The sequence below is a fragment of the Thermoactinomyces mirandus genome (genome assembly GCF_013868055.1).
GTDB lineage: Bacteria > Bacillota > Bacilli > Thermoactinomycetales > Thermoactinomycetaceae > Thermoactinomyces > Thermoactinomyces mirandus.
Genome location: NZ_JACEOL010000016.1, coordinates 12,465 through 38,972, shown reverse-complemented (window position 1 = coordinate 38,972; position 26,508 = coordinate 12,465). Strand labels below are relative to the sequence as shown.

The following is a 26,508-nucleotide window of genomic DNA, read 5'->3' as shown; positions in this document are numbered from 1 at the left end:
CTTAATTTATTGAGGGAGGAGGAATATCAATTGAAGAAACCATTAATTGATTATGAAGCATTTTTAATGGGTATAAAACCTGCTTTACTAGCAAGCACCAATGTTCCAAATCATTTGGAACATATGCATCTGTTTAAAAAATATCCCCATATTAAAGAAAATATAAGTCCGCATAATAAAGCTGATTTTTTCCTTTTTTTCAAACTGAATCCATAAAAAAGGATTTTCTGGAAAAAATGAATAAAGTGGAACCACTTTCGCCAGAATTCCATGAAATATTAGAAATTGCTCTTGGCTTTCCGCCACTTGCTCTTAAACACTTTGTAAAGTGTAATCGTCTGGAAGAAGTGGAAAAGCGTTTGGATGAATTTGAGAGACAACTTTCATATAAAGTGTCATTCATCTATTCTGGCATCCGTTGCGGTGGTCATGTAGAGGATTTGGTGGAAAACAGTGTTTGGCTGTGGGAAAAATACTACATCGAAGATGAACCTTTTAAAGTTGGATTTCTCGTTGGAAGTGTTGTAAAATATTTTGATATTAAGCCATATGACTTTGCAGAATTAGAAAAAGTAAAACAACTCAAATTAAAAACCATTGAAGAAACCTGTTCATGATTTTAAAGAACAGGTTTCTATTTTTTACTGTTTCTGGCCAGCGTTTATTATGTTTCCATTCCAATATGGATACAACAAAACCCCCCGTGTGTGAACACCAGTAAAATCAATAGTTTTCAGTATAGCAAAATCATAAAAAGTCTGTAAACCGCTGGTCAAGCAAAAATCCCGGGAGGTTCACAGACTTTTATAGGATAGACGGCAACTAAGAGCTTTTTATTATATTCCTACTAACCACAGAGTCCTTCAGTTTGGTGAAAAGAACTTTTTCATAGCATCAGGCGGAATTGGGACATACCGCTGTCAAGCGCTCTTTTTCGTTTTTGAGATCTGATATCAGGACCAACAGAGTGATCTGAATGTATCCCGCTGGCAAGTCTGGATGCTTCTTCTTTCTCCGAGCTCCACTTTTCAAGTTTGGGTAATGCCAGCGGATTTGTAAGCGGGATTCCAAAATACTGTTGAAGCCAAATACTAACCGATAAAAAGAAGATACAAAAGATATTGAGGACTGGCGTTTTGCCAGTCCTTCCTGCAAAGAAAAGTGTCCTGTGAACAACAAGTTTCATTCATTGCTTTCGATTCAGAAACACCTCTCTGATGAGGTGTATCTATTGAGACTCAGCGGTGAAGGTTTTTCCCTGCTTGGATGTAGCCGAAGTTTCAATCCTCTTCAATGAGGTGTATCTGTTGAGACCAAGGAGGTGACGTGATGGCGCGCAAAAAACAGAAGTTTCAATCCTCTTCAATGAGGTGTATCTGTTGAGACTTATATCGCCATTCCATTTCTTCTGTCGCCTCATCTACCGTTTCAATCCTCTTCAATGAGGTGTATCTGTTGAGACAGCGTTCGCTGTAACCGTTGTTATTACTGGTCTTCTACGTCATTTTCCGAACACCTCCTTTTTTGGGCCAAATTTTTGAGTCATTTTCCTTGTCATTTGCCAGTTGGAAGTTCAGTTTTTCCTTGTTCCATACGGGTTTTGGCGTTTCCGAACAACCCCCGGGGTTTTTTCGAAGCTCCTGGTGTTCGGAAAATTTCCCGTATATTTTTCCAACGGATCAAGCAGAGTTTGGCCAAGCCCCCAAGCGGTTTTGTAACCAAATCCCATCAGCGCGCCATATGCCACCAGCTGCCAGACCAGATGCTGCTCCTCTGTTGGCAAGGCTTTGGTGCTCATGGCCATTTTGCCCTTGAATCCTACAAGATTGAAGTTCCCAAAGGAAACCCGCTCAGTGGCCAGTGTTAACTGCTCAATCCGGATCTTTCGGATCAGCGGTTCAAGTTCATCCCAATTCACTTTCTTTCCGGTACAAAGTTTATATGCCTTGCTGGCACTGGAAAACAGGCGCTTCAGTTCCGGGAGCGGATAATAATTGCCCCGTTGATAAAAGGTTGTCGGGCTCAGGAAATGCAAGGTAAAGCCGGGAGAAAATTTTTCGGCGATCAGGACTTCAGAAAAAGTTTGACAATGAAGTTCCTGAATCGTTCCCTTCCAGTCGATCAGATCGATATCCGGAAGATCCAACCAATGGCGTTGCAGGCAGGCGACAATCTCCCGATCCGGAGTGTTGACCCATACTTCCCCGCTGACTGGCATCAGTCGTGTCGAAAAAGTCTGCCGCTCTTTGCTGTCATGCAAGCGTTGTGACAATGAGGGCGATTCACGCTGAATCGATTGCAGGACAAACGCATGGAACCGCTTTGACAAGACTCCGACTGCATTTCCCCTGTACGATGTATTGACTTTCAAACATAACCTGTACATGGAATCCTCCTATAAAATCGGGTTTTTGTCTTCCGCCAGCCGTGTGGAAAAACTTCCTTTATGAAAAGCGCGTTGTGTACACGACTGGCACAAGGTATAAACAGACAGCGAGTCCTCTTCATTCAACAGCGATTCCAGGCGGAATTGAAGCTGCAGCCAGTTTTTTTCATCACATTCCACTTCAAACACGGAATATTGCACATGCCGTCCATAATCCTTCAGAAGTTTAAATATCCTGTTTCTTCTGCGATCGTCGATTATATCATAACAGATCACGCGTTTCATGGCACAGCCCCCTGTTTATTTAACCAGGAAAGGATAATAATCGTCCATTTCCCCTTTGATAAATTTGGCCAGCAAGATTGCCTGTTTATGGAACACCTCGCGGTAACTCATTTTCCTTCGCAACAGCTGGTGAAACACTTCATCTTTTCGCCTGCGGTCAAATTCCTCCAAAAAGCGTTTCCGGGCATGTTCCTTTAAACGCGGCTCACCCATATCATCATGAAAATCTTTGGGTTTGATCACGCCCTGGTTGGCCATTTTAATGACCAGATTGTCAACCATGACTGATCGGAATTCTTCCATCAAATCAAGTGACAGTGATTCCCTGCCATACCTTTCCCGATGCAGATACCCGATATAAGGATCCAAACCGGCAGCTTGCAGGGCTCCTGTCAGTTCCGCCCTCAACAGGGCATAGCCGTAGTTCAGCATGGCATTAAACGGATTTTTGGCCGGCCTTCGGCTTCTCCCGTCAAACTGGAAGCTGCTTTTCCGAATCAACATGGGGACTGCTTCAAAATAACGTTTGGCCGCCATTCCTTCAATCCCGCGCAATTCTTCGAGATCCCGCGCTCTTGAAGCATGATCCATCGATTGCTTGATAAACAATATGACCGAATCCAGATCCAATTCGCGACGGCGTGCGAAACGTTGCAGGCTGGTCCGGGTGTTTTTCAATTTGGCCAGAACCAGATTCCGTGCGATGTGAAAGCTTTTTTCCCGGGACAGATGTGCTTCCACCTGGGCAATCCGCAAGCGGACGTTTTTGTTTTCCGGTCCGATAAACCGGCCAACCATGCGATTCCCCGAAAAATACACCACATCAATCCCCTTTTCTGCCAGCAACATCAACGCATCTGTGGTCAACGTCGATGACTCATGGATAAAAAAGCGGGAAAACTCCTGAACCCTCACTTCACGGATCAGAGACCGGTCCTTATAGATTTTGAGTCGTTCCGATTCTTTTCGCACAAAACAATAAGGCTCGCTCAAATAAAATGTTCCCATGGCACTTTCCCCTTCAATCCGGCTCTTTCCTGCGGCAGGCAATAATCTGCCATACTGCACTTTTGGCATTTGGCCCAATCATCAATCCCTTCAGGCGGCAGATCCTGAAAATACAGGGACTGGATTTCTTTGACCGCTTGCTTCGTACGCTCCCTTAAAGACTTGTCAAACATGACCTTTTCCCGTCTGAACGATCCGTAATAAAAGAGGTATCCAAACGCAACTTCTCTGCCAATCCGCTCTTCCAACGCCAATCCTTGAGCGCAAAGTTGCAAGTGGTTGTTTTCCCAGCCCGCCTGTTGTCCCCGTTTATACTCAACGGGATATACGGAACCGTCTGCCTCTTCAATGACATCACACCGGACAGACAACCCCAGACTCTCGGACCGGAGATAAAGGGAACGGAAGAGTTGCCGTTCCCCCCGATGCTCCATGCCGGCATGATCGACATGATCATGCAGCAGTTTCCCATGAATCGTATAGACATTATGATAAAACACGCGTTCCACATACTCGTAATAGCAGCGGCGGGGACAGTAGATATATGCATTGATGGCATGAGCCTCCACCATCATTTCCATCTCAGAAAACCTCACTTTTGACTGTTTCCCAGACACTCCAGAGTTGAAAAGCTTCAGAATTGAATGCGATGCTCCAGTCCGCTCCCTGTGCCGTTTTAGCCGGATACACCCGGAACATGGGCGGCAGGCGAAGATGATCGTTCAGCTCTCTGACTGACCGCTTGACAATGTAGACGATCCAGGTAGTTCTCCTCATGGATTGAAATAACATGTTCAACTGATCATTCAGGTCTCTTTCATCTGACTCAAGACTCAGGCGATCCAGCCGAACAAGCTGTTCTGCATAGCGTGATGCCTTGAACGGAAGCCGCCAAACAAGGCTGGCCGGCTTGTCCCGAACCCCCAAAGCAACTGCATGTCCCAGAACATGGTCCCGTTTAAGAGACTGCAACAATTCTTCCTGTTCCGGCCCGGCAACATGTTCTTTCACTCGCTTGACAAGCTCTTCCCTGTCCACAAACCGTACCCGGCGACGTCTGAGCACAAAACTGTAATCATAGCGCTTGAGGGGAATATCTGGAGAGGTTTCGTCCCAAAACCAGATATCCGGATAAAAGGTCTCCGACTCTTCAGGTTCCCATCCGAGAATCTGGTATTCAAGGGTATTTTGTCCGCGGAAACTCAAAACAGGCTCCAAAAGTTTCTCACGTTTCCAGCTCAGATATTGGCGCTCCATTTCCTCAAACCCGACGCCGTACATCCGGCCGGCAAAGTCTTTTACCGTTTCAAGAGCCGGATTTTGCTCACGATCCATATGATGCTTTTTCTGCAGATGAAGACTGTGGACCAGGTTCATTCCTCCCACTTTTTCAATGTAGCGGGAGAAATTCTGGAAACTTTGATACGCCCCTGTCACCATCTCTTCCAGTTCCGCCCTGGAAATTTCAGATGAGGAACAGTCCCGAATTTGCTCAGCCACATACCCCGGCACATAAGCCCAGACATGCAGCGGCGGTTCAGGATTCAGGCGGCTGCCGCGGCCGATACGGCCAAGCCGTTGCATAAAGCTTCCGGCATTGCGCGCTTCAAAAATCAGGAAATCCTTGCGCAACTCATCCTTGAAGTCGACTCCCACTTCCACCGTTGCAGTGGCCACTGTGATTTGCCTGGCCAATGCTTCCCGGCTTCGGCTACGGTCAGACAGACCGTGTACTTCTCCGACGTCATATCCTTTTTCTCGCAATGAATTGGCCAGAACTTGCGCTTCATGTATGGAATCGAGGATGATCAACCCTTTCGCATCGGGCCACTCCGACAAATAAGACTCTGTTTCACCCCAATTCTGCATAATTCGTTCACCGGTGTTCCATGCCTGCAAATAACCTGAAACCACCTGCAAATGAATCGGCTCCAAAAAGACTCTCTCTTCGTATACTGACGGATTCTCCTCTTTCAGCCAACGATCTGTTTCTTCCTGGACATTCCAGATCTCTATTCCCGTTCCTTCAAGCAACCGGAACACATCAGGCCGCGGAGTTGCCGAAGACAACATAAATGCAAATTCCCTGTTTGGAAACGAAGCTGCCATGAAGGCCATCCACTGCGCCAGGAAATTCACCTGTGCAATATTGTACAGATGAAATTCATCAAATACCTGAAGGGCATATTCACCAAGCCGGTAAAAAGCTTCCACCCGCTCACCCTGCCGATAGGCATACAGCCGTTCCTGGGCAATCAGCATCAAGTGGTCCGGATTGGTCATTACGGCCCGGTGATAAGGGGTAGACAAGCGCTTGATCTGTTCCAGCTTGTTTTCTCCCGGCATTCGGTTTTTGCGCATCTCTTCCGCAGTCCAGAGAGAGATTTCATCCCAGATGCCCAGCGGCAAGCCCTGTTTCAATGATTGAAACTGATCCTTCACAAGCTCGTTTACCGGATAGACTCCCAGGGCTCTCATTTGGGGATTTTGAGTCAAATAGCCATAGTTGGCCAGAGTTTTTCCCGCTCCGGTTCGTGCCCTGTTCCATATGATTGCCTTGCCCTTTCCCCTGACAGCCCGATCAACCAACCGAAGTTGTACGGCTTGGTGCGCGTATGGACGAATATTTCCGATAAATGGCAAGTTATATGTTTTCGCTCTTTCTTCCCGAATCCGGATCATGTCCTCACCTCTGCCAAAATGCTGCTTCCGGCAAAAATACCTCGCCAACCCGGTAACCTTCTGTTTCTTCCTTCCACTCCGCTTCCTTCACCAACCGCGTGGGCAATACATTGTACATGGATGTAAAGTAATCCGGGGTCTTCGGAAGATCCTGAACATTAAGCATGACAGGACTCTGTTTTCCCTTTCCAGGTTCAGGAGCAATCTCTTCCACTTCCAGACGTGCCTGACTCATCCACTTCCCAAGGCGGATCCGTGATGGAAAAGAAAGTGATTTGTAGCTCAAGGAATATGTCTCAAATCTGGCTCCCGGCCGAATGCATTTGATAAATCCCCAGTTTGGGTACCCCAGGCTTTGTGCCCGAGTCATCAGAAAGGATTCAGAGGTGGTGTTATATTGCATGAGCCGGTGCGTTACTTCTGTTGCTGAGGCAGGAAAGATATAGATTCCCTTTTCGTTCAGAGGCTGAAGATGTTGGCTGTATTCCGGTGCCTGGTATTTGTAATAGTAAGGAGAAACTGCCCAGGACATGGCATATGCCAGTGCGTAATTGTGGAGGAGGGGAGCGGTCTCAGCAACCTTCCCCTTCTCGGCGCTTGCGAAAAACAGGTAATCCTCCAACTCAATCACAATACGGTAGGCAAACCGTTTTTCTATTTGGACAGTTTTTCGAGATATGCCTGATGGTCGTTTTCCAGTTCCCGGAGCCATTCTTCATTCGCCTCCTCACTTCGCCACAGGTCGCGCACACTTGCAAGAAATGCCTGAAGTTCTTCACCGGTACAAATCTCAACCGGGAGATACGACGCATGTGCTTCCTCATTTAACACATCAAGCACTGCTTCTGTCACTTCCGAGCGTTCCAGCGGAAACTCGTTGAAATTTTCCCCATTTTTCTCCAACAGCCGGTCATACACACCCTGGGTCAAGGCCAGATTGGAAAGCACCTCCCCCCTGCCAAAGAGCATGGCTGCCACATGGTTTTGAACAAAGCCCTGCCGATTGCTCTCCGCTCCGTAACGGGTTGTGGCCAGAATGTTGCGCAAGATGTAAAGGAATTCAGAAGGTGTAACATCGACGGCCGTTTCAATGGTGGGGAAAAACACCTGGGGCCGGATATGTTCCCGCTCTGCAAACGCGCTCCCGGCGACTCCGCCCTGGGTCGAGTCCTTGATTGCATTCAGGGTAATAGATTTTTGCATCGCATCATAGGAACGGATCGCAAAGCCGGAATCTGTCCACACACGGGAACGCTGGGCTCCTTCACCACTGGTTGCCGCATACCCGTATATCAGACAGTCGGGGCATCTTCCGCACATTTGTTCCATATATGCGCATTTTTCTCCGAGGCCGCGATCGCGGTTAAACGCCCGGCCTGTCCGGCGTTCCGGCGCAATTTGTTTGCGTTTTTGCAGAAGTACCCGGGAAATCAGCTCCTTGTTTTTCCGCCCGCTTCTTACCAACTCCACATCCAGTGTCTGCCCTTCCGTTGTCAACACGGCCGTCGAATCAAACTCCCGGACAATCACCAAAGAAACAGCTTGCCTTTTGGGATAAAGCGGAATCTCGTTCGGGAGATGCCTTTCCAATCTTTTTTTTACCAGAGAGTCCTTCCAGCCTGTTTGTGTAATCATTCTGAATCCCTCCTGCCATTTTCGGCTTTTGCCGCCTGTTTTTCTCGAACTTCTTTTACCCGTTCAAGGTGAGTCTCAAAGAAAATTCCATCCGCCAACTGGTTCTGTTTCTGGTTGAGTTTGGCAATATTCCCTCCGCAAACTTCCATGAAAAACCGGTCATAAACCAGATCCACAAACCGCATGACCTTTGTCGCATCAATTCTCGGTACATAGCCTGAACGCTGTTGACCGGAGAGGCGTTCCAGCCTTTTGGTGATCAATCCGCACAATTCGCTTTTATCCCGTTTCTCCTTGATCCCCTTAACAGCTAATCGAAACAGGTTTTCATAACGATGCGACCTGCCTTTGTGCAAGATATCCGGCTTGTAAAGCTCCAGCGAGGCCAGGGCGATTTCCCTTGCAAGTCCCATTATGTTTCCTCCTTGTTTCTGGTTAATTTCCCTGCATGACCGTTCAAAAGCGTTGGTTGGAGACGGATTTTCAGTCAGGAATCTCTTGAAAAAATAGGCTCCCGCCATGGGATGGACATCCAGTTGATGCAATATGGAAGACACATTCTTGTCCGTTGGCTTGGCAAAATCGATCGGATGCACGGTTTGATGAATTTCCCAGATGTAGGCCAGGCGATACAACATCTCTCTTACCTGTTCAATCGGAACCACAAAGTCGGCCGTCCCGCGGCTTTCGGTCCCGTTCAACAGCCGGACCACTTTATAAGGAGGAGCATCCAGATGGATTGCATAATGAATCTCACGCACGTCCGACAAAAACACAAACGGCTTCTCCGTCAACAAAATCCGGAAACCATACAGCTTGTGAAGAGAAAGTGCTGCCGTAAGAGCCTTCAACCAGGCCTCTTCCCGGGTACGTTCAAGCGTGTTGCTGTAACAGTCATAGGTAAACATCAAAACATTTCCGGGCGGACTTGCTTTTAACACGTCTCCTGTACCGGGCGGGCGATTGCGTTCTGCCAGTTCCTGCTGGAAAAATTCACTGTACAATTGGAAATGAACCCGCAAATGATTTCGAAGATGTTCTTTATCATCTTCCACAAAAGGAAACTGCCAAATGTGTTTGAAATTTCCCCGACGATGTACATGAATGGTTCCAAAAAAATGTTTCAGCTCTTCTTGCAACTCAAGCAAGCCTTCTTCTGTAATTTGAAAGGACGGAAAAGCAAACAGATAAATTTGCCGTGACTTGTCCCCTCCCGCAAAACTGTCAACGGAAAACACTTGCCTTAAAATAAATTCCAGTGAACACACACCGCACCAGTGCAAAGCTGCCACATCACTCCGCTTTCCGGGCACCCATCCCTTTGGCAAGATCCGGTTGCTAAAGACGTTGACACTGTCCTGGATCACCTGGCCTTTCACCTTGGGCTGAACACCATCCAGAATCTGCCGGTTGCACAAGTTGCAAATCCGTTTCTGGGACCGTGTTTTCTTTTTCAGCAGATTCCTGGAATCGAGATGGTTCAACTCTCTGCTCTTCTCCCAGGAGACCACCAGTTGCTCCCTGAAATAACTCTTGAGATCCTCATTCATTTTCAACTCATCACTGATCATCTCCATCACTTTCTCGGGAGTGATTTTTCCTTCAAGCAAGCGTACGGCCTTCTTTCTTACCTCCAGCCGCCACTCTTCGATCGGCAAATGAACAGCGCGTTTCCCATCCACTTCGGCACTTTTGATATATCGATAAGCCAGCCAGATCGCACCATCATACCGCTTGTTGTTGCTGTGAAGAGTATCGGGTACCATTCGGACAATGTCATCAGCCTGCAAACCAAAGTTGGCAGCAAGGCTCTTGAGCGATTCAGAAGGCGCCAACCCTTCCAGACGCTGAATCAGGCGTTGCAAAGCAGCCATATACCGGGCAGTATAGTACCATTTCTCCCGGAACTCTTCATCAAAGGAAGGATCTATTTCAAAGCGGGCAAACAGCTCGTCCACGCTCTTTGCCTGATAGGAAGACAGTTTGCCTTTATCGAAGCTGTTTTCCGGAAACGTTTTGCTTTTGCCTGAGGCCTTGAGAAAAATCTCATGAAACAGTCTTGCAAAATCCTGCGGCGAAGAATACACCAGAAACGCCAGCGTCTGACACTGCAAGGTAGCCCGGTTGAAAAGCTTTTCCCGATCCACCTGATCAGCCGCATCGGCAATGGAACAAAAGAACAGTTTCATCAGGCCGTCAATCAGCAATTTCTTTTCCGGCAAACTTCCGCCGGCAAACGTGATGTAAAGCGTCCCATCCCCAAACCGAAGCCATGGAAAATAATCATGCTGTTTCATCAGCAAGGCCATGCCATTGTGCATTTGCGTGGTAACCATGCCGCGTATCTCCTGGACGTAATGGTATACAATCCGCATATTTTCCGTGATTTTAGGCGGCAACAGCCGACAGAGATGTTCAGTCAGGTTATGAATCGTCCGCTTTTCCATACACTCGGCAATACATGTAATAGATGCAGCCTGATCCATCAGCTTGACCCAATCGCGAATGCAGGTCCATCGGCACTCGCCGGGCAATGCTCCCAGATCGCCCAATTTGGGTGAGAAACTGGAAACACCGGCCGCCCGGATAAACTTGGCAGGCGGAACAGCTGTTTCAATCGTTTGGCATAGATGCCGGCAAACCCTCTCAATTTCCTCAAGCGGGATCGCGTACTCGCTTGCTTCTTTCTTCCGGATGGACGATTCTTTGTGCAAATCGTGCAGGACGAATGCGATCAAAGCAAGCTTCAACTCTTCTTCATCCACATGGAAACCGAAGGATTTTAAATAGTTCAAAAGAGCCAGGCAGGCTTCCACACCGGTGCGAATATGATCCCACATCGACTGATCCAGCAGGTTGCGTTCAGGGTTATAGTTGAACGATTTTGCAATGGTTTCGGACAGATCCATCTCCTGGAACGCAAGCAGCAAGCGGTCACTAAATTCGCGCAGTTCCAATTTTTCCAACCTCCCCACTGCCATTATCCGCTTCAGGCACGGAGCAGGGCAATAGCTCAAATTCGTCTGAAAATGGAAAACGGAACCATTAAAAGGTTCCGAAAAGCAGAAATGTAATAAGAGTAAAACTCCGTACAAAAATCAATCACAAAAAAAGCAGGCATCAATAGCAGGCAATCATATCCCGCCTCGATACCGCTTCAGATACATCATTTTTATCTCTTCACAGATTTCCTTTCGTTTCTCTGCCGGCTTCATCAATTCAACCGCACTTCCCCACCCCAATATCCATTTTTTGACTTCTAGCCAGCTGGTTGTATCCGGAAATATGATTTCCCCGGCCACTCCTCCTTCATCAATTGCATGGATCTCCTGTTTGGGATGCCACTGTTTTTCCCGGATCCGCTCAAACGCCTTTCTATCATAAATCCGGATAACATAATCCGTTTTTTCCTGACCCTGTTCAGCTTCCAGCATCCTCTCTATATATTTTTGGGCATGATTCTGCTTGTACACCCAGACTTCTTCTTTTTTTCCTCTCTCCGGACTCGGGTGAATCGTTCTCTCCAGATGCCGAATCCGGTCCAGCCGCATATGCACAAGTTTGTTGCCGGAGAAATCCGATTCCATGATTGTTTTTCCGATAAGGTAAAATGTATGCTTGGCATAATAGACCGCATAAGGATCAAAATATTTGATTTTTCCATTATGGTGAAAACGCAAAATCCGGTTGAGGCGGATCGAATCAAACACTTCCTGCAATGATTGGTAAAAATGTTTCCTGTTCAGAGGATACCCGTACTCGCTTACAAAATAGAAATGGGACCAATCTTTCAATCTTCGAACATCTTCCTCGCTTAAAACAGAATACACATGGTTCAACAACGCTTGATATGCTTTTTCCCCGCCTCCCTTCAGCATGGGCCGCAATTGCTGAAGGGCAAGAAACAGATACAGCCTCACCTCGCGGGACAAGTTGACAACCGCCCGCACAAAGTTGCCTTCGTAATAACCCCGTCTTCGGATGATATACTCTCTCTGGTTCATATCATTAAGCTTGCTGATCAGATAATTGAGATCCTTGCGGAGCTTCTCCTGAGAAATACCGTATCTTTCGGCCTTGTCCCTGATTGAGTGGGGACCGGGATCGCGTAACAACTCGGCAATGATTTCAATCAGCCTGTCGCGGTAATTGGCATGAATCCGATGAACTTTTGACATCGTGTCTTCCCTCTCAGAAATATTGGAATCGTTCTTGTCCCGTTACCCCAGGGAGTGTAATAAAAGGCACTCGGGATCATTATCAGTTTAAGGCAGTCTGGATAATGCGTCCAACCTCAATTTGGCATAACGTTCCGGAAAACTTCAGGCAGACGCCTCTGTATCCCTCATCATGAAAAAGTCCCGCACTTAACGTAGTCCTATTTGCAAAAACAAAAAAGCCCCTTGCCCGATACATTCACAAGGGACTATTCCCGAAACAGTCAACCAAAGCAAGACTTTAACTACAGTAGTTTCGATCCTCTTGGATGAGGTGTTTCTATTGAGACTGGCTTTTGGCTTTGCTATATCCCCGTCCGATGTCGTTTCAATCCTCTTAGATGAGGTGTACTGATTTAGACTTCCCGGTGCGGGACCGGGGAAACATATTGTTTCGGGTTTCAATCCTCTTAGATGAGGTGTACTGATTTAGACCAAAGCGGCCGGTTGCTTTCTCCCTAAACGCATAAGTTTCAATCCTCTTAGATGAGGTGTACTGATTTAGACTTCTGCAAACTCATATATCAAACTCGGATATTGCAGTTTCAATCCTCTTAGATGAGGTGTACTGATTTAGACTGCGTCCGCTGTAGCCGTTGTTATTACTGGTCTTCTACGTCAATTTCCGAACACCTCCTTTTTTGGGGCAAAATTTCGAGTTATTTTCCTTGCCGTTTGCCAGTTGGAAGCTCAGTTTTTCCTTGTTTCATAAGGGTTTTGGCGTTTCCGAACAACCCCCGGCTTTTTTTCGAAGCACCTGGTGTTCGGAAAAGGGTAATAACTGCCTCTTTGATAAGCCGATTATATCATAAATAGACAACACAATTTCACAGCAAAGTCATCCCCTAACGAAAATATGCCTCAGATAAATTGAGGTTATAATTTGTCGCCAGTAGAGGAGGAAACCCGGGGGATCGACGACACCAAATATTCTGATAAAAATTCCCAAAAACCGCATCATTACTGGATTTTTTATTTTTTTGCCCAAAAGTGAGTTCGTTAAGAGGAAAATAGGGTTGTTTGTAGAATGGCTTAATAAAAAGACTTTTTGGGGTTTGATCGTACCTATAAGGAATTGAAACCAAGATCATATAATTTGTCGTTCGGGATGACATATTTTGTTTTGATCGTACCTATGAGGAATTTGAAAGCGACTTTGAATCTGCCAGGGCCATTAAAGGCGCCTGGTTTACTTTTTTGACCATAAAAAATTCTCCCTGGCTCCGAACCAGGGAGAATAAATATTGGAAATGGCAAAATTCCGTAACTTTTAGCGGAGTTTTCAATTTAGAAATCAGGAGGATCACCTGGGATATGACGCTTGATGAGTTAGAAGCTGTTCAAATCCGCGTCTCTTTTACCTCCACCCGGAATTTTCAACTTAGCTGTTAGGAGGATCACCAGCGGCATGACGCTTGATAGGCTGGAAGGAAACATTTCCGTTCATATCATCTACACCTCCTTCAAGTGTCTCCACATAGGAAGAAAAGAAGTCCAGCGCATAGTTTTTAAAATTGGGATCGCCGATGTTTTTTAGATAATTAGCCAGGATCATGAGCAGTTCATTTTTCTTGTCCAGAAAGGTGTGCCGATCAGCCAGCTTTAGTGCTTCATTGAGGGTAGAAAGGGCTTGATCCCGCTGCCCGTTTTTCATCAAACATTTGCCCAACCCGGTCAGGGCTACAATTTCCAGATAGATATCATTCGTTTTGCGGCTATATTCCAGAGAAAAAGAGAATTCTTTTTCTGCATTTTTGATATCTTCCTGTATATAGTACAACATTCCCAATTGTGAGTAAACGTAGGCCAGCAGATACTCCCGTTTGATTTTTTTCTTCAAGTTGAGGGCAGTCCGGAAACAGCATTGCGCCAGATGGATTTTGCCGGTCTCTATGAAGATGCTGCCCAGGGTTGTCCACAGTTCCAGCGACCGCTCATACATCCGGTCAATTCTGGCCAGTTCGATCCCTTTCAGGGCAAACTTGACGGCTTGCGGATAACGTTTTGCTTTTGCCAGCAGTTTGGCCTCCATTTCATACATGTTTAAGGAGGCTTCCTTGCTTTCGCTGCCATAAACAAGTTGAGCGCTGGTTCCGCTTGAAGCGATTTCATCCAGGATGGTTTGCGCGTCCCCCACCCGATTCAGCTTTTCCAGATAAATAACTTTGCTGATCAGAATCAGGTCTTTGAGATACTGCCTGTCGCCATCCTTGACAAAATGCTTGAGCGCTTCGTCGGCATAGATCAGGGCTTGATGGAGCCGGTTTTGTCTGTATTCGATGGTGCTTAAATCATGATAACAGGCGCTTTTTATGTTGGATGTCCTCATGCCGGGATAATGCTTGTCTATAAGATGAATACCATTAAAAAAATAATTGTATGCCTTTTTCCAATTTTTCTTCTTAAAGTAACCTTTAGCTTTCAGATATGCAAGAATGACCTGGAAAGGATGTTTATAGGGCACCGATAATTCTCTCAGTTCCTCCAGGCCCTTGTCAGCACCGACCAAATCAATCGTATTTTCGACGGCAATCAGACTAATATGTAGTTCCTCGTTTGCCTCTTCCTCTTCTTTCTTTTCTTTCCGGTCAAGATAAAACTTTGACAGTTCCTCTTCAATCCCCAGTTTCTTCAGGACATAACGCATTTTGTCTTCGCTGACCTGTCCTTTTCCGCTCTCGATATTGCTGAGGACCGGCTGCGAAAGAAAATCATCGATTAAATCGCTTTGACGAAGCTTCTTTTCCAATCTTATTTCTCTTACAAATTTGCCAAATGCAATTCGATCTACCTGACTCATCCTATCCCCCACCAAAATTTTTTCAGCAAAAAAGCGTCTGCTCCCATCGAGCAACGGGACATATTCGGAATATAGCGGCCCAAATTTCAGGATATTTGGTTAAATGACGTGTCTTTGGTGATTTATCGCTTATATTTCGATAATCATCGGGTTACTTTTAAAAATTTGTCACCATTTTTCAGAATATTATATAATAGAAGCACACCAGATGACAATAGCAGGAAAGGAGGAATCGCTATCAGAGGACAAATCCAGGCCGAAGGAACATTGGAAGAAATCAAAAAATTCCTTAAAACGTTACCGAATCAATTAAGATTTAAACACTCCGATCAGGTGACAGACATTTTTGAACCGGACCATCCCGGTCTGCTTCGTTTGACATGTTCTTTCGGAGAGAAACCAAAAATGCTTCGTTTGGATGTGGGGGATGCGGGAAAGGTCGAAATCCCTATGGCCAATTTGCTAGAGATCAAAACGAAAGAGGGGGTTACCGTATTTGCAGGATATACAGTTGACATATTTTCCGCCCCAAAAACAGAAAAAGAGCCCGAAAGAGGCTCCAAAAGAAAACATTGAATTGTCTTTATTATACCACAGATTAAAGCGTAAGCCGTTCAGCAAAACAGAAGGATTACATATGAAGATTCAGGCAACTCCATACCTGGAGTAAAAAAGAGTGGACATGCTCTTTGACGGCAAGAGTATGTCCACTGCAAAGTCAAATAATCAGATGATAATCAATTGTTTTTGCTGATTTTCCTTCTTTTGATTTCTTTTCTCGCCATTCAAATTTTTTTGTACTCTTCAGAAGTTGTCTTTTATGTAAAATCAAGCTATTGGACTATAGTCTATTTGAACACTTTCCAGCCCTTTTAAAACACGATTTATCCTTTTGGAGAGGTCTTCAATTTCTTCCGGTGTTAATTCATGTTGAAGATCATTGAAGTTTACACTTGTCAGTTCTTTTTTTATCGCATCAATTACTCCAATAAACACCTTTTCATGAGTCAACGCAATCTCTCCAAGTGCAGTATAAACTAATAATCTTTCTGTTTTTCCTTCATTACATACTGTTTCATATTCATAAGAAGTTCTCGCAAACGCGAGTTTATAACTTAATTTTCTGTCCACAAAATCTTCGTAAGTTTCTTTTACAGCATTCAACAATTCATCGTATTGCCAATCCACCACCAAAAACCCCTCCAAATTATTTTATTAATCTGTTGCCGTTGTTATGGACAATATCTAATTCGATATTTGGATACTTTTTGGCAAACTCTGCTATTACCCTGCTACAACTGGCACAGGTATCCAATTCGGTGAATAACTTGATTTTGCCGACTGCTTTTGTATTATCACCCAGTCTGGCTGCGAGATCATTAAGAATCTTATATTCAGTATCTGAATCCCTGGGGAAGAAATCCCCTTTAATATTTGGTGCTTGATATGCAGTAAACACTGGGTTTTTAGGTTTTACTGAAATATCAGGGACTCTTTCGGATAAAGTTCCGGTAAGTTCATCAATAGAGCTATGAGCGTAAAACTCAGTTTTGCTAATTCCATCAATATGAACTTCTGCTAAAGCAAAGTTACCTGATTTTTTATATTTACTTGGTAAAGATCTTCTTAATTCTTTAACTCTGTTAACGATATACTGTTCAGTCTTTAAATCAATAGGTCTGGTTTTAAAAACTTTACCACTAACCTTATTTATAGCTGTATCTATATGTATTCCCGTTGCTTTATCTCCATTTTTAGCAAACTTCTGTAACCACTGGCCGAATTCCGTGTCGCCAATTTTCATTGGCATACTCGATGCCAATGAATCTCCGTTCTTTACGAAAGATTGTGTAAAAGTCGGGATTTCCCTGCTATTCACCCATTTGATAATCTGATCGAAATTGTTTGCAACGTAATTTCCGCCGAAGGCAAGGACAAAAGCTAAACCAGCTGCAATAGCCGTTTTCTTCCAGCTGAACTGGCCTTTAAGAAAATCAATTATACTTTGATCTGTACCTCCACCCGCGGCACTGCCAAACATTTTTGGCAAGGCTTTCCCCAACCAGGGCACTTTCCTGGCAATGGAAACAACAAGTGGCAATCTGGCAGCAATAGCTGCTACCCATTCAAAAGCAATAACTCCGATTCCTGTGCCAATTCCCCAGATCAACATATCTTCCAGCATAGCTTCACTCATAAACTCATTTCCTGAGAACCAGGAAACAATCCCGCCAAGAATTATTCCGCCAAGAATTCCAATACCAACTGCCGAGACAAAAGCTCCACCGAAAATAACTGCTGCAATTCCGAGTATAGTTAAAACGATTAAACTAAAAGTTTCATGCTCCAATATCCAGTTCCATATAGCCGTACCGGCCTCTATGATTATATTGGCAATCTTGGAAATAACCTCTACAATACCATCCCAAGCGGAGGATGCTGTTTCTTTAGTCCATTCCCAAGTATCCGAAACCTTTTCTTTGGCCCAGTTCCAGGCACTTTCCAATGATCCGCTGATCTTTTTCCAGATTCCTTCTTCTTCTGCCTGCGCATTTGGGGATATGGGCGGATTATTTTGCATTTGGGAAGGTTGTTCATATTCTCCGAAGTCTCTCTGCACATCCGGAATTTCAAAACTTCCGCTGTCCAGCTCGGCATAGCCTGTGCAATTGCCAAAAATACCTTCACCCGCTACTGCGAGAAGGAAGATAACCATCCACCGAAGGAGAATCTTCATATTAATAGAACCTCCTGCAAAAATTCGGTTTGGGGCTTTTTAGGTATTGTTATTGTATTTTTATATTGATAAATAAATAGCCGAATAAAAAACATGAATACACATAAAAAGTTGTTAGGGAGATAACATCAGAACCAATATACCGTATACTGATCTGAATGTGTCCCGCTGGCAAGTCATCATTTTTCACCTTTCTCCAGACACTACTTTTAATCAAACAAGTTTGGGTAATGCCACGAATTTATAAGTATGTTGTTGAAGCCAAATACTAGCTAATGAAAAAGAATGTAAAGAAGATAGAGGGTGGCAAAATGCCAGTTCTTTTTCAAAGAAAAGTGCGAACAACAAGTTTCATTCATTGCTTTTGGTCTAGACACAAATCAGGAAAAAGATAAAGAACAAATCGAAAAGAAAAGTCAGCAGGTGATCGTTGGCATTGGGAGAGGCAAAAAATGAAAACCAACTCACGACACATCTGGAATACAAAAAACTGATAGGAAAATCAGCATGGCAGACAAGCTCCAAGTACATCAATCAATAAAACAAACTATCATTCCTCTTCAATGAGGTGTATCTGTTGAGACCATTTTGCCGGGGAACCGCCGTCTATTCCGTTTATGTTTCAATCCTCTTCAATGAGGTGTATCTGTTGAGACCCTGGTTCGCGAAGGAATATGAACCGCCATCGGCTTGTTTCAATCCTCTTCAATGAGGTGTATCTGTTGAGACCATGGAAGAGTTGTTTGCTGAGGTTGAAAAATTGGCGTTTCAATCCTCTTCAATGAGGTGTATCTGTTGAGACGACAATTTGTGGTTCTTGATGATATCCGTTTTTCTTGTTTCAATCCTCTTAGATGAGGTGTTTCTATTGAGACTGCAACAAAGGATATAGACGGTTTCATCCCATACGTTTCAATCCTCTTAGATGAGGTGTTTCTATTGAGACTATAAGGATAGGTTAAGGAGAGGAAGCAGGGACAATAAGTTTCAATCCTCTTAGATGAGGTGTTTCTATTGAGACCTCGGCTTCACAAAACGATCAGGAAAAATATCGACCTTTGTTTCAATCCTCTTAGATGAGGTGTTTCTATTGAGACACACCGTGGAGAGTTCCGTATTTATTAACTGTATCGTTTCAATCCTCTTAGATGAGGTGTTTCTATTGAGACGAAGGTGTCATGGTGGAAGATCAAGGCGAGCAGTTTGTTTCAATCCTCTTAGATGAGGTGTTTCTATTGAGACAGCGTTCGCTGTAACCGTTGTTATTACTGGGCTTCTACATCAATTTCCGAACACCTCCTTTTTTAAGCAAAATTTTCGAGTTATTTTCCTTTCCGTTTGCCAGTTGGAAACTCAGTTTTTCCTTATTTCATGCGGGTTTTGGTGTTTCCGAACAACCCCCGGCTTTTTTTCGAAGCTCCTGGTGTTCGGAAAAGGATAATAACTGCCTCTTTGATAAGCCGATTATATCATAACAGAAAAAATTCTCCCTGGTTTATGACCATTGGGAGAATACGTAAAAAAATCATGGGAATGGGCAAAACGGAGTAACTTTTTTATCGGGTTTCGTTTAGCAGTGAGAAAGATCACCAGCGGCATGACACTGGATAGATTGGAAGATAACGTTCCTGTTCATCTCTCTTTTACCTTCACCCTGAATTTTCAACTTAGGTGTGAGGAGGATCACCAGCAGCATGACGTTTAGCAGGTTGGAAGGTAACGTTTCTGTTCAAATCTTCTACACCTCCTTCAAGTGTCTCCACATAGGAAGAAAAGAAGTCCAGCGCATAGTTTTTAAAACTGGGGTCACCAATGCTTTTCAGATAATTGGCCAAAATCATGAGCAGTTCGTTTTTCTTGTCCGGAAAAGTGTGCCCGTCAGCCAGCTTTAGTGCTTCATTCAGAATAGACAAGGCTTGATCCCGCTGCCCGTGTTTTATCAAACATTTGCCCAACCCGGTCAGGGCCACAATTTCCAGATAGATATCATTTGTTTTGCGGCTGTATTCCAGAGAAAAAGAGAATTCTTTTTCTGCATTTTTGATATCTTCCTGTTTATAGTACAACATTCCCAATTGTGAGTAAACGTAGGCCAGCAGATACTCCCGTTTGATTTTTTTCTTCAGGTTGAGGGCAGTCCGGAAACAGCATTGTGCCAGACGGATTTTGCCGGTCTCTACAAAGATGCTGCCCAGGGTTGTCCACAGTTCCAGCGACCGCTCATACATCCGGTCAATTCTGGCCAGTTCGATCCCTTTCAGGGCAAACTTGACAGCTTGCGGATAACGTTTTGCTTTTGCCAGCAGTTTGGCTTCCATTTCATACATGTTTAAGGAGGCTTCCTTGCTTTCGCTGCCATAAACAAGTTGAGCGCCGGTTCTGCTTGAAGCGATTTCATCCAGGATGGTTTGCGCGTCCCCCACCCGGTTCAGCTTTTCCAGATAAATGACCTTGCTGATCAGAATAACGTCTTTGCAATAATGCCTGTCACCGTCCTTGACAAAATATTTGAGCGCTTCATCGGCATAGATCAGAGCCTGATGGAGCCGGTTTTGTGTGTATTCCAGAGTGCTTAATTCATGATAACAGGCGCTTTTTATGTTGGATGTTCTCATGCCGGGATAATGCTTGTCTATAAGATGAATGGCGTTAAAAAAATAATTGTACGCTTTCTTCCAATTTTTCTTCATAAAGTAACATTTGCCTTTCAGGTATGCAAGAATAACCTGGAAAGGATGTTTATAGGGCACCGACAATTCTCTCAGCTCCTCCAGGCCCTTGTCAGCACCGACCAAATCAATTGTATTTTCGACAGCAATCAGACTAATCTGCAGTTCCTCGTTGGCCTCTTCCTCCTCTTTCTTTTCTTTCCGGTCAAGATAAAACTTTGACAGGTCTTCTTCCATCCCCAGTTTCTTCAGAACATAACGCATCTTGTCTTCGCTGACCTGTCCTTTTCCGCTCTCGATATTGCTGAGGACGGGCTGCGAAAGAAAATCATCGATTAAATCGCTTTGACGAAGCTTCTTTTCCAATCTTATTTCTCTTACAAATTTGCCAAATGCAATTCGATCTACCTGACTCATCCTATCCCCCACCAAAATTTTTTCGGCAAAAAAGCGGCTGCTCCCATCGGGCAACGGGATATATTCGGAATATAGCGGCCCGATTTTCAGGATATTTTGGTTAAATGACGTGTCTTTGGCGATTCATTTCTTATATTTTGATAATCATCGGGTTTCTTTTAAAAATTTGTCACCACTTTTCAGAATATTATATAATAGGAGCGAGCCTGATGGCAACAGCAGGAAGGGAGTGATCGCTATCAAAGGACAAATTCGAGCCGAAGGAACATTGGAAGAAATTAAAAAATTCTTTAAAATATTACCGGATCAATTAATATTTAAACATTTCCATCAGGTGACAGACATTTTTGAACCGGACAATTCCGATCCGCTTCGTTTGACATGTTCCTTCGGGGAGAAACCGGAAATGCTTTGTTTGGATGTGGGGGATGCGGGAAAGATCGAAATCCCCATGGCCAATTTGCTGCAGCTCAAGACGAAAGAGGGGGTTACCGTATTTGCAGGAGATACAGTTGACATATTTTCCGCACCAAAAACAAAAAAAGAGCCCAAAAGAGGCTCCAAAAGAAAACAGTGAATTGTCTTCATTATACCACAGTTTGACACAACATCCGTTCAGCCAAACAGGAGAACTACATATGGAGGTTCAGGCAGCTCCATACCTGGAGGAAGAGAACTTTCGGGTTTTATTTGATTCCGTCATGCTGGGAAGGCCACCTTCTGACACTGTTTTAGATCTGAATTGTGTCGATGGAGTCTGGCAATACGTTGAGTAAAAAAGAGTGGACATACTCTTTGACGGCAAGAGTATGTCCACTGCAAAGCCAGGTTCATCCGGCAATTTAACTTTATACTTGAAAAGTCATTGGATTCGATATTTGGATGCTTGGCAAACTGTGTTATCCCCCTGCTACATTTGGCACAGTCGGTTTTTTATGCTTTAGCTGATAAAGTGGTTTCTGCATTTTGTCGTCGTTCTGCCAGTCCTTTCCTGCAAAGAAAAGTATCCTGTGAACAACAAGTTTCATTCATTAATTTCGATCCAGACACAAATTAAGGAAAAAGATAATGAGCTAATCGAAAAGAAAAATCAGCGGGTGGATCGTTGGCGTTGAGAGAGCCTGCTCACGACACATCTGTATATAAGACTGAGAGGAAAGTCAGCACAGCAGAACCATCTGGCTAAGCGCATCAATCAATTAGAAAAAGCACAAGCAACCGTTTCCTCTTTGATGAAGTGTATCTATTGAGACACTTCATTGATCCGTCACCATTCCAAGAACAACGATAGTTTCAATCCTCTTTATTGAGGTGTATCTATTGAGACGTCATCAAAAAACCCCTCTCAATATATTGGTTGCCGTTTCAATCCTCTTTAATGAGGTGTATTTATTGAGATGGCGACTGGACAAACTTGAAGAGAAAATGGGGACGGGTTTCAATCCTCTTTAATGAGGTGTATTTATTGAGATAGATTCCGATCGGATCGTCGGGCATTGGCAGGGAGCCGATGTTTCAATCCTCTTTAATGAGGTGTATTTATTGAGATGGCGATTATGAAGCGTATCCAATTATTTTTGTGAAGTTTCAATCCTCTTTAATGAGGTGTATTTATTGAGATTTCGTTGTCGGTTTGTGTTGGAATATGTCATGGAGTTTCAATCCTCTTTAATGAGGTGTATTTATTGAGATAGCGTTCGCTGTAGCCGTTGTTATGACTGGTCTTCTACTTCAATTTCCGAACACCTCCTTTTTTAAGCAAAATTTTCGAGTCATTTCCCTTGCCATTTACCAGTTGGAAACTCAGTTTTTCCTTGTTTCATACGGGTTTTGACGTTTCCGAACAACCCCCGGCTTTTTTTCGAAGCACCAGGTGTTCGGAAAAGGGTAATAACTGCCTCTTTGATAAGCAATTATATCATAGATAGACAACATGTTTTCACTACAATATCCTTCCGTTTATTTAACCAGAATATATTTTTCGTTTCCCTTCATTATTTCGGCCAGCAAAATTGGCTTAATAAAAGGCTTGGGCTAAATTATTTAAAAAAACAATGAATCGTCCTTCTCCGGCTCCCCTCCTCTATTGCCTCTTTTTCAATTTCAATTGACAATGGAACAACACCACTACTTTTTTCACCAATATGTAGAATTTATTTATTGTTAAGATATAATTTTTTATGTTATTTTATTGTTTCTTATGATATATCTAATATTCCTAAAAGTAAAAAGAAGGAGGAACACTGGTTGCAGAAAGCAAAAAATACTGTACGACTTTCGTAACCAAAAATTATGCACAAACAAATTTATCAATTTCTTCTAGTCTTGCTGATTGTCTTTGCAGGAAGTATTATCTGGGGCAATGATGCAGCTTATGCCGGCGGCAGTTTTGATGTTCCCAAGGTGAATGATGAATTTAATCAATTTGACCAGGCTCCTCCCTCTCAACAGGAACAGCCAGTCAACACACCGCCTGTAACAGAAGAAAAAGGATTCTGGGATTCAGTCACTGGGCCTTTTTCCGAAGCATGGGATTGGACAACCGACAAAATTTCTGACGCCGTGGACTGGACGACAGAAAAGGCATCTGCCTTTTGGGATTGGCTGACTGGGGTCTTATCGAAAATCACCGAAGTGATCGTGGATGCCCTGGCTGCCACCTGGGATTGGATTGTAAAATTTAAAGAGTACATAGCCTTTGCAAGTGTCTTGATTCCGGGCATAGTCCTGTGCGTTTTCGCTACTCCACTTGGGGTTGCGGTTCTGATCGGGATGGCCTTGTCCCTGTTCATCGGTGCCGGATTGAACGGATGGAAATTTGACAAGATGGTCTTTCTGGAAGCAGCCATCGGCGGACTGCTCGGTCTGATTGGCGGAGGCATTACCGGTGGGGCATCCCGCGCCATGGCCAGTGGTTTTGGCAAAAAACTGTTGACAGGTGCAGCCAACTCCAGAGTGTTGGACCCTCTGGCCAGAGGCGGCAGCAAGCTGATCAGCAAATTGCCCAAGCCGATGCAACAAGTCTTTGGCAAGGCCGGATTGATCGGATCTGTGGAAGGAGCAGGCACCAGTGTTGCCGATGACCTTCTGCATGGCCGAAAAATCAATTGGAAAAAAGCTTTGTTGTCTGGTGTGGCCGGAGCTGCACTGGTAGGCGCAGGAGCCTTTATTGTTCCCAAAGTGGAACCAATGATAAACAAAGTAACCACTGCTTTCCAAAAAGCACCCGTCGTCAAGGCTGCCAAACGGGTGGATGATTGCCTCCCCTTCGCCTACCAACAGCAACCAGGTAGTTACACGGCAATGGCGATGTCGCCTTTTGCGGAATTTGCGAAGTGTATATCTGCTCCGGATACGACTGGAAGGGATACAAAAAATCCTGATCACCTAGTAAGAACTTATCGCACTGCGGATTTATCTAAATTAGAAGCTAAATATACTGCTGATCCACGACTAGTAATAGAAATGCCTTATGTTGGAAAAGGTAAAGCCAACACAAATTCAGAAGGTTGGTTAAGGGATAAGAATTACTATTGGAATGAAATGCTTAAGAAACATCCAGAAGTATTCAGTAAAGCTAACCGCCAAAAAATAGAATTAGGGTTTTCACCAATAAACGATAAAAAGTTTAGAGAACATTTCCCACAGTATGATATAAAAGAACTATATAATGATACTTTGATACACCATCATATTGGTGGAGGAGGTCAAGCAGTTGCTGTTCCTGCAAAACTACATCCTGGCTTAGGCGGTATACACAATACTGAAAAAGAGGCTGGAGTTTGGGGTAATGACAGAGTTTACTCCGAATTGCTTGAAAAATTCTTAAAAAAATAGATGGTGATATATTTTGTTAATAAAAAAGGCTATGGAAGAATATTTTAAGAAACGCAAAGAAGTTTATGATAAAGGAGTAGAATTCTTATTCAAGACTCCTATTAATGAATATGTTGATCCCCATATATATGAAGGTGAAGTAGATGAAGAGGGATACATTTCATGGAAGCCAATTGAAAAACACAAAAATCATGACTTAACAAGATTAGAAAATCAACTGGGAGTTGTTTTTCATCCTTCTATCAAAGAATATTTTAATTCTTATTGGTTTGCCACCCTTGATGGATTTATCGGGAATCATTACATTAAGCTGGAAGCTGTATTGCCAAATATCGAATTAGATTCTTTCACGTATATGGTGAAAGGTTACAAAAGTAACCATAACAACAAATTAGACCATATACCATTAGGAATTGAAGGAAATGGATTAATTGTAGTTGTAGACAACCAATATGGGACAGTGCAATTAGAGGACTTTGAACGAAAATCATTTGATATGCTAGCTGATAATATTGCATCATTAATTTCTCAGCTAAAACTTCGAAAATAAAATGTTCGTATAGATCTGGCCGGAGGAAAAACCTCAGGCCTTTTTCTTTTGAACTCCATCCCGCGATTATCTTTCAAAAACTCTCATCCCTCACCCACTGCTTCACAAGTTTATTGGAGGGAATAACCATTTTGTCGCTACTGCTTCATAACTTAGTCCTCTATCTTCCATTCAGGTGTGTAACTGCGGACTCTTCTGTCCTTTTTTAGCCATAATAAATCCCCTCCGGTTATTTCTTAAGTCCAGTTTACCAAATGGACTTTTTAACAGAATCAGCCATGAGGGAATAATACTATCAGCCAGTTTTTTACCATAAACCGATAGGGTGTATCTATTGAGACGGGGCGGGTTGTCAGCATACGGCATTTATCAAATGTTTCAATCCTCTTTGATGAGGTGTATCCATTAAGACTATTGGGAAGAACCAAGAACAATACTTTGCGGCTGTTTCAATCCTCTTTGATGAGGTGTGTCCATTAAGACGGGCTGACCTGAGTCGGTTCAAGCGATCGGTAGTATTGTTTCAATCCTCTTTAATGAGGTGTATTTATTGAGATCCCGGTTGCATTCCTGAATTGGTGGGCGTCGATCCGGTTTCAATCCTCTTTAATGAGGTGTATTTATTGAGATGCTATTAGATAATGCGGGGAATCCAAACCTTATCTGTTTCAATCCTCTTTAATGAGGTGTATTTATTGAGATGAGTCAATACTTTATTCTTTTTATGATTCCTTTTTGTTTCAATCCTCTTTAATGAGGTGTATTTATTGAGATAGCGTTCGCTGTAGCCGTTGTTATGACTGGTCTTCTACTTCAATTTCCGAACACCTCCTTTTTGAGCAAAATTTTCGAGTCATTTTCCTTGTCATTTGCCAGTTGGAAACTCAGTTTTTCCTTATTTCATGCGGGTTTTGATGTTTCCGAACAACCCCCGGGATTTTTTCGAAGCACCTGGTGTTCGGAAAAGGATAATAACTGCCTCTTTGATAAGCCGATTATATCATAATAGACAACACGTTTTCACAGCAAAGTCCTTCAGTTTATATAACCAGGATATAATAATTGTTCTTTTTCCCTTTATTAAATTGGTCAGCAAAATTGGCTTAATAAAAATCCTTGCGATAAATTATTAGAAAAAAGCCAATGAGTCGTCCTTTTCCTGATTCCCCTCCTCTATTACCTATAATTCAATTTCAATTGACAATTTTATCTCCATCAATCAAACCTGGTGGAGTTTGTACTAAATGTTTTTCTGGAATTGTAAATCCGATGTCTAAGAAAGAGG

22 protein-coding genes and 4 CRISPR repeat arrays are annotated in these 26,508 nt (G+C 43.7%); of the genes, 8 read left to right on the top strand and 14 right to left on the bottom strand.

Going from position 1 to position 26,508, the window contains the following annotated elements; translation table 11 throughout:
- Both H2C83_RS05405 and H2C83_RS05400 read left to right on the top strand, forming a co-directional pair.
- Nucleotides 1–216 (top strand): hypothetical protein (locus tag H2C83_RS05405; protein WP_220184024.1); only part of this gene is annotated, 216 nt, incomplete at its 5' end.
- 20 nt (nt 217–236) lie between these two features.
- A complete protein-coding gene (locus tag H2C83_RS05400) occupies nt 237–617 on the top strand; it encodes a hypothetical protein (RefSeq protein WP_181738557.1) in 381 nt (126 codons plus the stop codon).
- A gap of 269 nt (nt 618–886) precedes the next feature.
- Here H2C83_RS05400 and H2C83_RS05395 read toward each other — a convergent pair whose 3' ends face one another.
- The 11 genes from H2C83_RS05395 to H2C83_RS05345 all read right to left on the bottom strand — a co-directional run bounded on the left by H2C83_RS05395 (nt 887) and on the right by H2C83_RS05345 (nt 15,013).
- Nucleotides 887–1,186 (bottom strand): hypothetical protein, encoded by a 300-nt coding sequence (locus tag H2C83_RS05395; RefSeq protein WP_181738555.1) that lies wholly within the window; start codon nt 1,184–1,186, stop codon nt 887–889.
- Between the two features lie 387 nt (nt 1,187–1,573).
- Complete coding sequence (gene cas6 / locus H2C83_RS05390; protein WP_181738553.1) at nt 1,574–2,386, bottom strand: CRISPR system precrRNA processing endoribonuclease RAMP protein Cas6; 813 nt, start codon at nt 2,384–2,386, stop codon at nt 1,574–1,576.
- Nucleotides 2,387–2,395: 9 nt separating this feature from the next.
- Nucleotides 2,396–2,671, bottom strand: coding sequence for a CRISPR-associated endonuclease Cas2 (cas2, locus tag H2C83_RS05385; protein ID WP_181738551.1), 276 nt, complete (start codon nt 2,669–2,671; stop codon nt 2,396–2,398).
- Nucleotides 2,672–2,686: 15 nt separating this feature from the next.
- Nucleotides 2,687–3,679 (bottom strand): CRISPR-associated endonuclease Cas1, encoded by a 993-nt coding sequence (cas1, locus tag H2C83_RS05380; protein WP_181738549.1) that lies wholly within the window; start codon nt 3,677–3,679, stop codon nt 2,687–2,689.
- Nucleotides 3,661–4,260: a CRISPR-associated protein Cas4 gene (cas4, locus tag H2C83_RS05375; protein WP_181738547.1), complete on the bottom strand. Its 600-nt coding sequence runs from the start codon at nt 4,258–4,260 to the stop codon at nt 3,661–3,663. Before cas4 ends, cas1 begins: the two co-directional genes overlap by 19 nt.
- 1 nt (nt 4,261) lies before the next feature.
- Nucleotides 4,262–6,409: a type I-D CRISPR-associated helicase Cas3' gene (gene cas3, locus H2C83_RS05370; RefSeq protein ID WP_181738545.1), complete on the bottom strand. Its 2,148-nt coding sequence runs from the start codon at nt 6,407–6,409 to the stop codon at nt 4,262–4,264.
- Nucleotides 6,366–6,992, bottom strand: a complete 627-nt coding sequence (cas5d, locus tag H2C83_RS05365) for a type I-D CRISPR-associated protein Cas5/Csc1 (protein WP_220184023.1) — start codon at nt 6,990–6,992, stop codon at nt 6,366–6,368. The genes cas3 and cas5d overlap by 44 nt, the downstream gene beginning before the upstream one ends.
- Nucleotides 6,993–7,015: 23 nt before the next feature.
- Nucleotides 7,016–7,996 carry a type I-D CRISPR-associated protein Cas7/Csc2 gene (gene cas7d, locus H2C83_RS05360; protein WP_181738541.1) on the bottom strand — a complete coding sequence of 327 codons (981 nt, stop codon included), beginning with the start codon at nt 7,994–7,996 and terminating at the stop codon, nt 7,016–7,018.
- The gene (gene cas10d / locus H2C83_RS05355; protein ID WP_181738540.1) at nt 7,993–10,953 is read right to left on the bottom strand and encodes a type I-D CRISPR-associated protein Cas10d/Csc3; all 2,961 of its coding nucleotides are present in this window, start codon (nt 10,951–10,953) and stop codon (nt 7,993–7,995) included. Before cas10d ends, cas7d begins: the two co-directional genes overlap by 4 nt.
- Before the next feature lie 177 nt (nt 10,954–11,130).
- A complete protein-coding gene (locus H2C83_RS05350) occupies nt 11,131–12,174 on the bottom strand; it encodes a helix-turn-helix transcriptional regulator (RefSeq protein WP_181738538.1) in 1,044 nt (347 codons plus the stop codon).
- A gap of 292 nt (nt 12,175–12,466) precedes the next feature.
- Nucleotides 12,467–12,792: a CRISPR direct-repeat array (repeat unit 37 nt; unit sequence GTTTCAATCCTCTTAGATGAGGTGTACTGATTTAGAC).
- A gap of 802 nt (nt 12,793–13,594) precedes the next feature.
- Entirely contained in the window at nt 13,595–15,013 is a 1,419-nt protein-coding gene (locus H2C83_RS05345; RefSeq protein ID WP_181738535.1) for a helix-turn-helix domain-containing protein, read from the bottom strand.
- A 267-nt stretch (nt 15,014–15,280) separates the two neighbouring features.
- Between H2C83_RS05345 and H2C83_RS17315 the strand changes: the two genes are divergently transcribed.
- Nucleotides 15,281–15,589: a hypothetical protein gene (locus tag H2C83_RS17315; protein WP_220184022.1), complete on the top strand. Its 309-nt coding sequence runs from the start codon at nt 15,281–15,283 to the stop codon at nt 15,587–15,589.
- 252 nt (nt 15,590–15,841) lie between these two features.
- On the opposite strand, the gene H2C83_RS05340 is transcribed toward H2C83_RS17315, so the two are convergent.
- A complete protein-coding gene (locus tag H2C83_RS05340; RefSeq protein ID WP_181738534.1) occupies nt 15,842–16,204 on the bottom strand; it encodes an Imm3 family immunity protein in 363 nt (120 codons plus the stop codon).
- Nucleotides 16,205–16,220: 16 nt separating this feature from the next.
- Entirely contained in the window at nt 16,221–17,750 is a 1,530-nt protein-coding gene (locus H2C83_RS05335; RefSeq protein ID WP_246333763.1) for a deaminase domain-containing protein, read from the bottom strand.
- Nucleotides 17,751–18,053: 303 nt separating this feature from the next.
- Between H2C83_RS05335 and H2C83_RS05330 the strand changes: the two genes are divergently transcribed.
- Nucleotides 18,054–18,206, top strand: a complete 153-nt coding sequence (locus H2C83_RS05330) for a hypothetical protein (RefSeq protein WP_181738532.1) — start codon at nt 18,054–18,056, stop codon at nt 18,204–18,206.
- A 91-nt stretch (nt 18,207–18,297) separates the two neighbouring features.
- A CRISPR array of direct repeats spans nt 18,298–18,992; the repeat unit is 37 nt; unit sequence GTTTCAATCCTCTTAGATGAGGTGTTTCTATTGAGAC.
- A gap of 425 nt (nt 18,993–19,417) precedes the next feature.
- Here H2C83_RS05330 and H2C83_RS05325 read toward each other — a convergent pair.
- Nucleotides 19,418–20,836, bottom strand: a complete 1,419-nt coding sequence (locus tag H2C83_RS05325; protein ID WP_181738530.1) for a helix-turn-helix domain-containing protein — start codon at nt 20,834–20,836, stop codon at nt 19,418–19,420.
- 229 nt (nt 20,837–21,065) lie between these two features.
- Between H2C83_RS05325 and H2C83_RS05320 the strand changes: the two genes are divergently transcribed.
- The 4 genes from H2C83_RS05320 (at nt 21,066) to H2C83_RS05305 (ending at nt 25,223) form a co-directional block, all read left to right on the top strand.
- Nucleotides 21,066–21,413 (top strand): hypothetical protein, encoded by a 348-nt coding sequence (locus tag H2C83_RS05320; RefSeq protein WP_181738528.1) that lies wholly within the window; start codon nt 21,066–21,068, stop codon nt 21,411–21,413.
- 61 nt (nt 21,414–21,474) lie between these two features.
- On the top strand, nt 21,475–21,612 hold the full coding sequence (locus tag H2C83_RS05315; protein ID WP_181738527.1) for a hypothetical protein: 138 nt from the start codon (nt 21,475–21,477) through the stop codon (nt 21,610–21,612).
- 514 nt (nt 21,613–22,126) lie between these two features.
- A CRISPR array of direct repeats spans nt 22,127–22,528; the repeat unit is 37 nt; unit sequence GTTTCAATCCTCTTTAATGAGGTGTATTTATTGAGAT.
- 600 nt (nt 22,529–23,128) lie between these two features.
- A complete protein-coding gene (locus tag H2C83_RS17660; protein WP_246333762.1) occupies nt 23,129–24,673 on the top strand; it encodes a hypothetical protein in 1,545 nt (514 codons plus the stop codon).
- Nucleotides 24,674–24,704: 31 nt separating this feature from the next.
- Nucleotides 24,705–25,223 carry a SecY-interacting protein Syd gene (locus tag H2C83_RS05305; RefSeq protein WP_181738563.1) on the top strand — a complete coding sequence of 173 codons (519 nt, stop codon included), beginning with the start codon at nt 24,705–24,707 and terminating at the stop codon, nt 25,221–25,223.
- Nucleotides 25,224–25,598: 375 nt separating this feature from the next.
- A CRISPR array of direct repeats spans nt 25,599–25,997; the repeat unit is 37 nt; unit sequence GTTTCAATCCTCTTTAATGAGGTGTATTTATTGAGAT.
- Nucleotides 25,998–26,508: the final 511 nt, after the last annotated feature.

Excerpts from the sequence above, each read along its gene's own strand:
- cas2 (WP_181738551.1), bottom strand. The coding sequence starts at position 2,671 with ATGAAACGCGTGATCTGTTATGATATAATCGACGATCGCAGAAGAAAC.
- cas7d (WP_181738541.1), bottom strand. The coding sequence starts at position 7,996 with ATGATTACACAAACAGGCTGGAAGGACTCTCTGGTAAAAAAAAGATTG.
- H2C83_RS05345 (WP_181738535.1), bottom strand. The coding sequence starts at position 15,013 with ATGAGTCAGGTAGATCGAATTGCATTTGGCAAATTTGTAAGAGAAATA.
- H2C83_RS05395 (WP_181738555.1), bottom strand. The coding sequence starts at position 1,186 with ATGAAACTTGTTGTTCACAGGACACTTTTCTTTGCAGGAAGGACTGGC.
- H2C83_RS05325 (WP_181738530.1), bottom strand. The coding sequence starts at position 20,836 with ATGAGTCAGGTAGATCGAATTGCATTTGGCAAATTTGTAAGAGAAATA.
- H2C83_RS05400 (WP_181738557.1), top strand. The coding sequence starts at position 237 with ATGAATAAAGTGGAACCACTTTCGCCAGAATTCCATGAAATATTAGAA.
- H2C83_RS05305 (WP_181738563.1), top strand. The coding sequence starts at position 24,705 with ATGGAAGAATATTTTAAGAAACGCAAAGAAGTTTATGATAAAGGAGTA.
- cas1 (WP_181738549.1), bottom strand. The coding sequence starts at position 3,679 with ATGGGAACATTTTATTTGAGCGAGCCTTATTGTTTTGTGCGAAAAGAA.
- H2C83_RS05335 (WP_246333763.1), bottom strand. The coding sequence starts at position 17,750 with ATGAAGATTCTCCTTCGGTGGATGGTTATCTTCCTTCTCGCAGTAGCG.
- H2C83_RS05315 (WP_181738527.1), top strand. The coding sequence starts at position 21,475 with ATGGAGGTTCAGGCAGCTCCATACCTGGAGGAAGAGAACTTTCGGGTT.
- H2C83_RS17660 (WP_246333762.1), top strand. The coding sequence starts at position 23,129 with ATGCACAAACAAATTTATCAATTTCTTCTAGTCTTGCTGATTGTCTTT.
- cas6 (WP_181738553.1), bottom strand. The coding sequence starts at position 2,386 with ATGTACAGGTTATGTTTGAAAGTCAATACATCGTACAGGGGAAATGCA.
- cas4 (WP_181738547.1), bottom strand. The coding sequence starts at position 4,260 with ATGGAAATGATGGTGGAGGCTCATGCCATCAATGCATATATCTACTGT.
- H2C83_RS05350 (WP_181738538.1), bottom strand. The coding sequence starts at position 12,174 with ATGTCAAAAGTTCATCGGATTCATGCCAATTACCGCGACAGGCTGATT.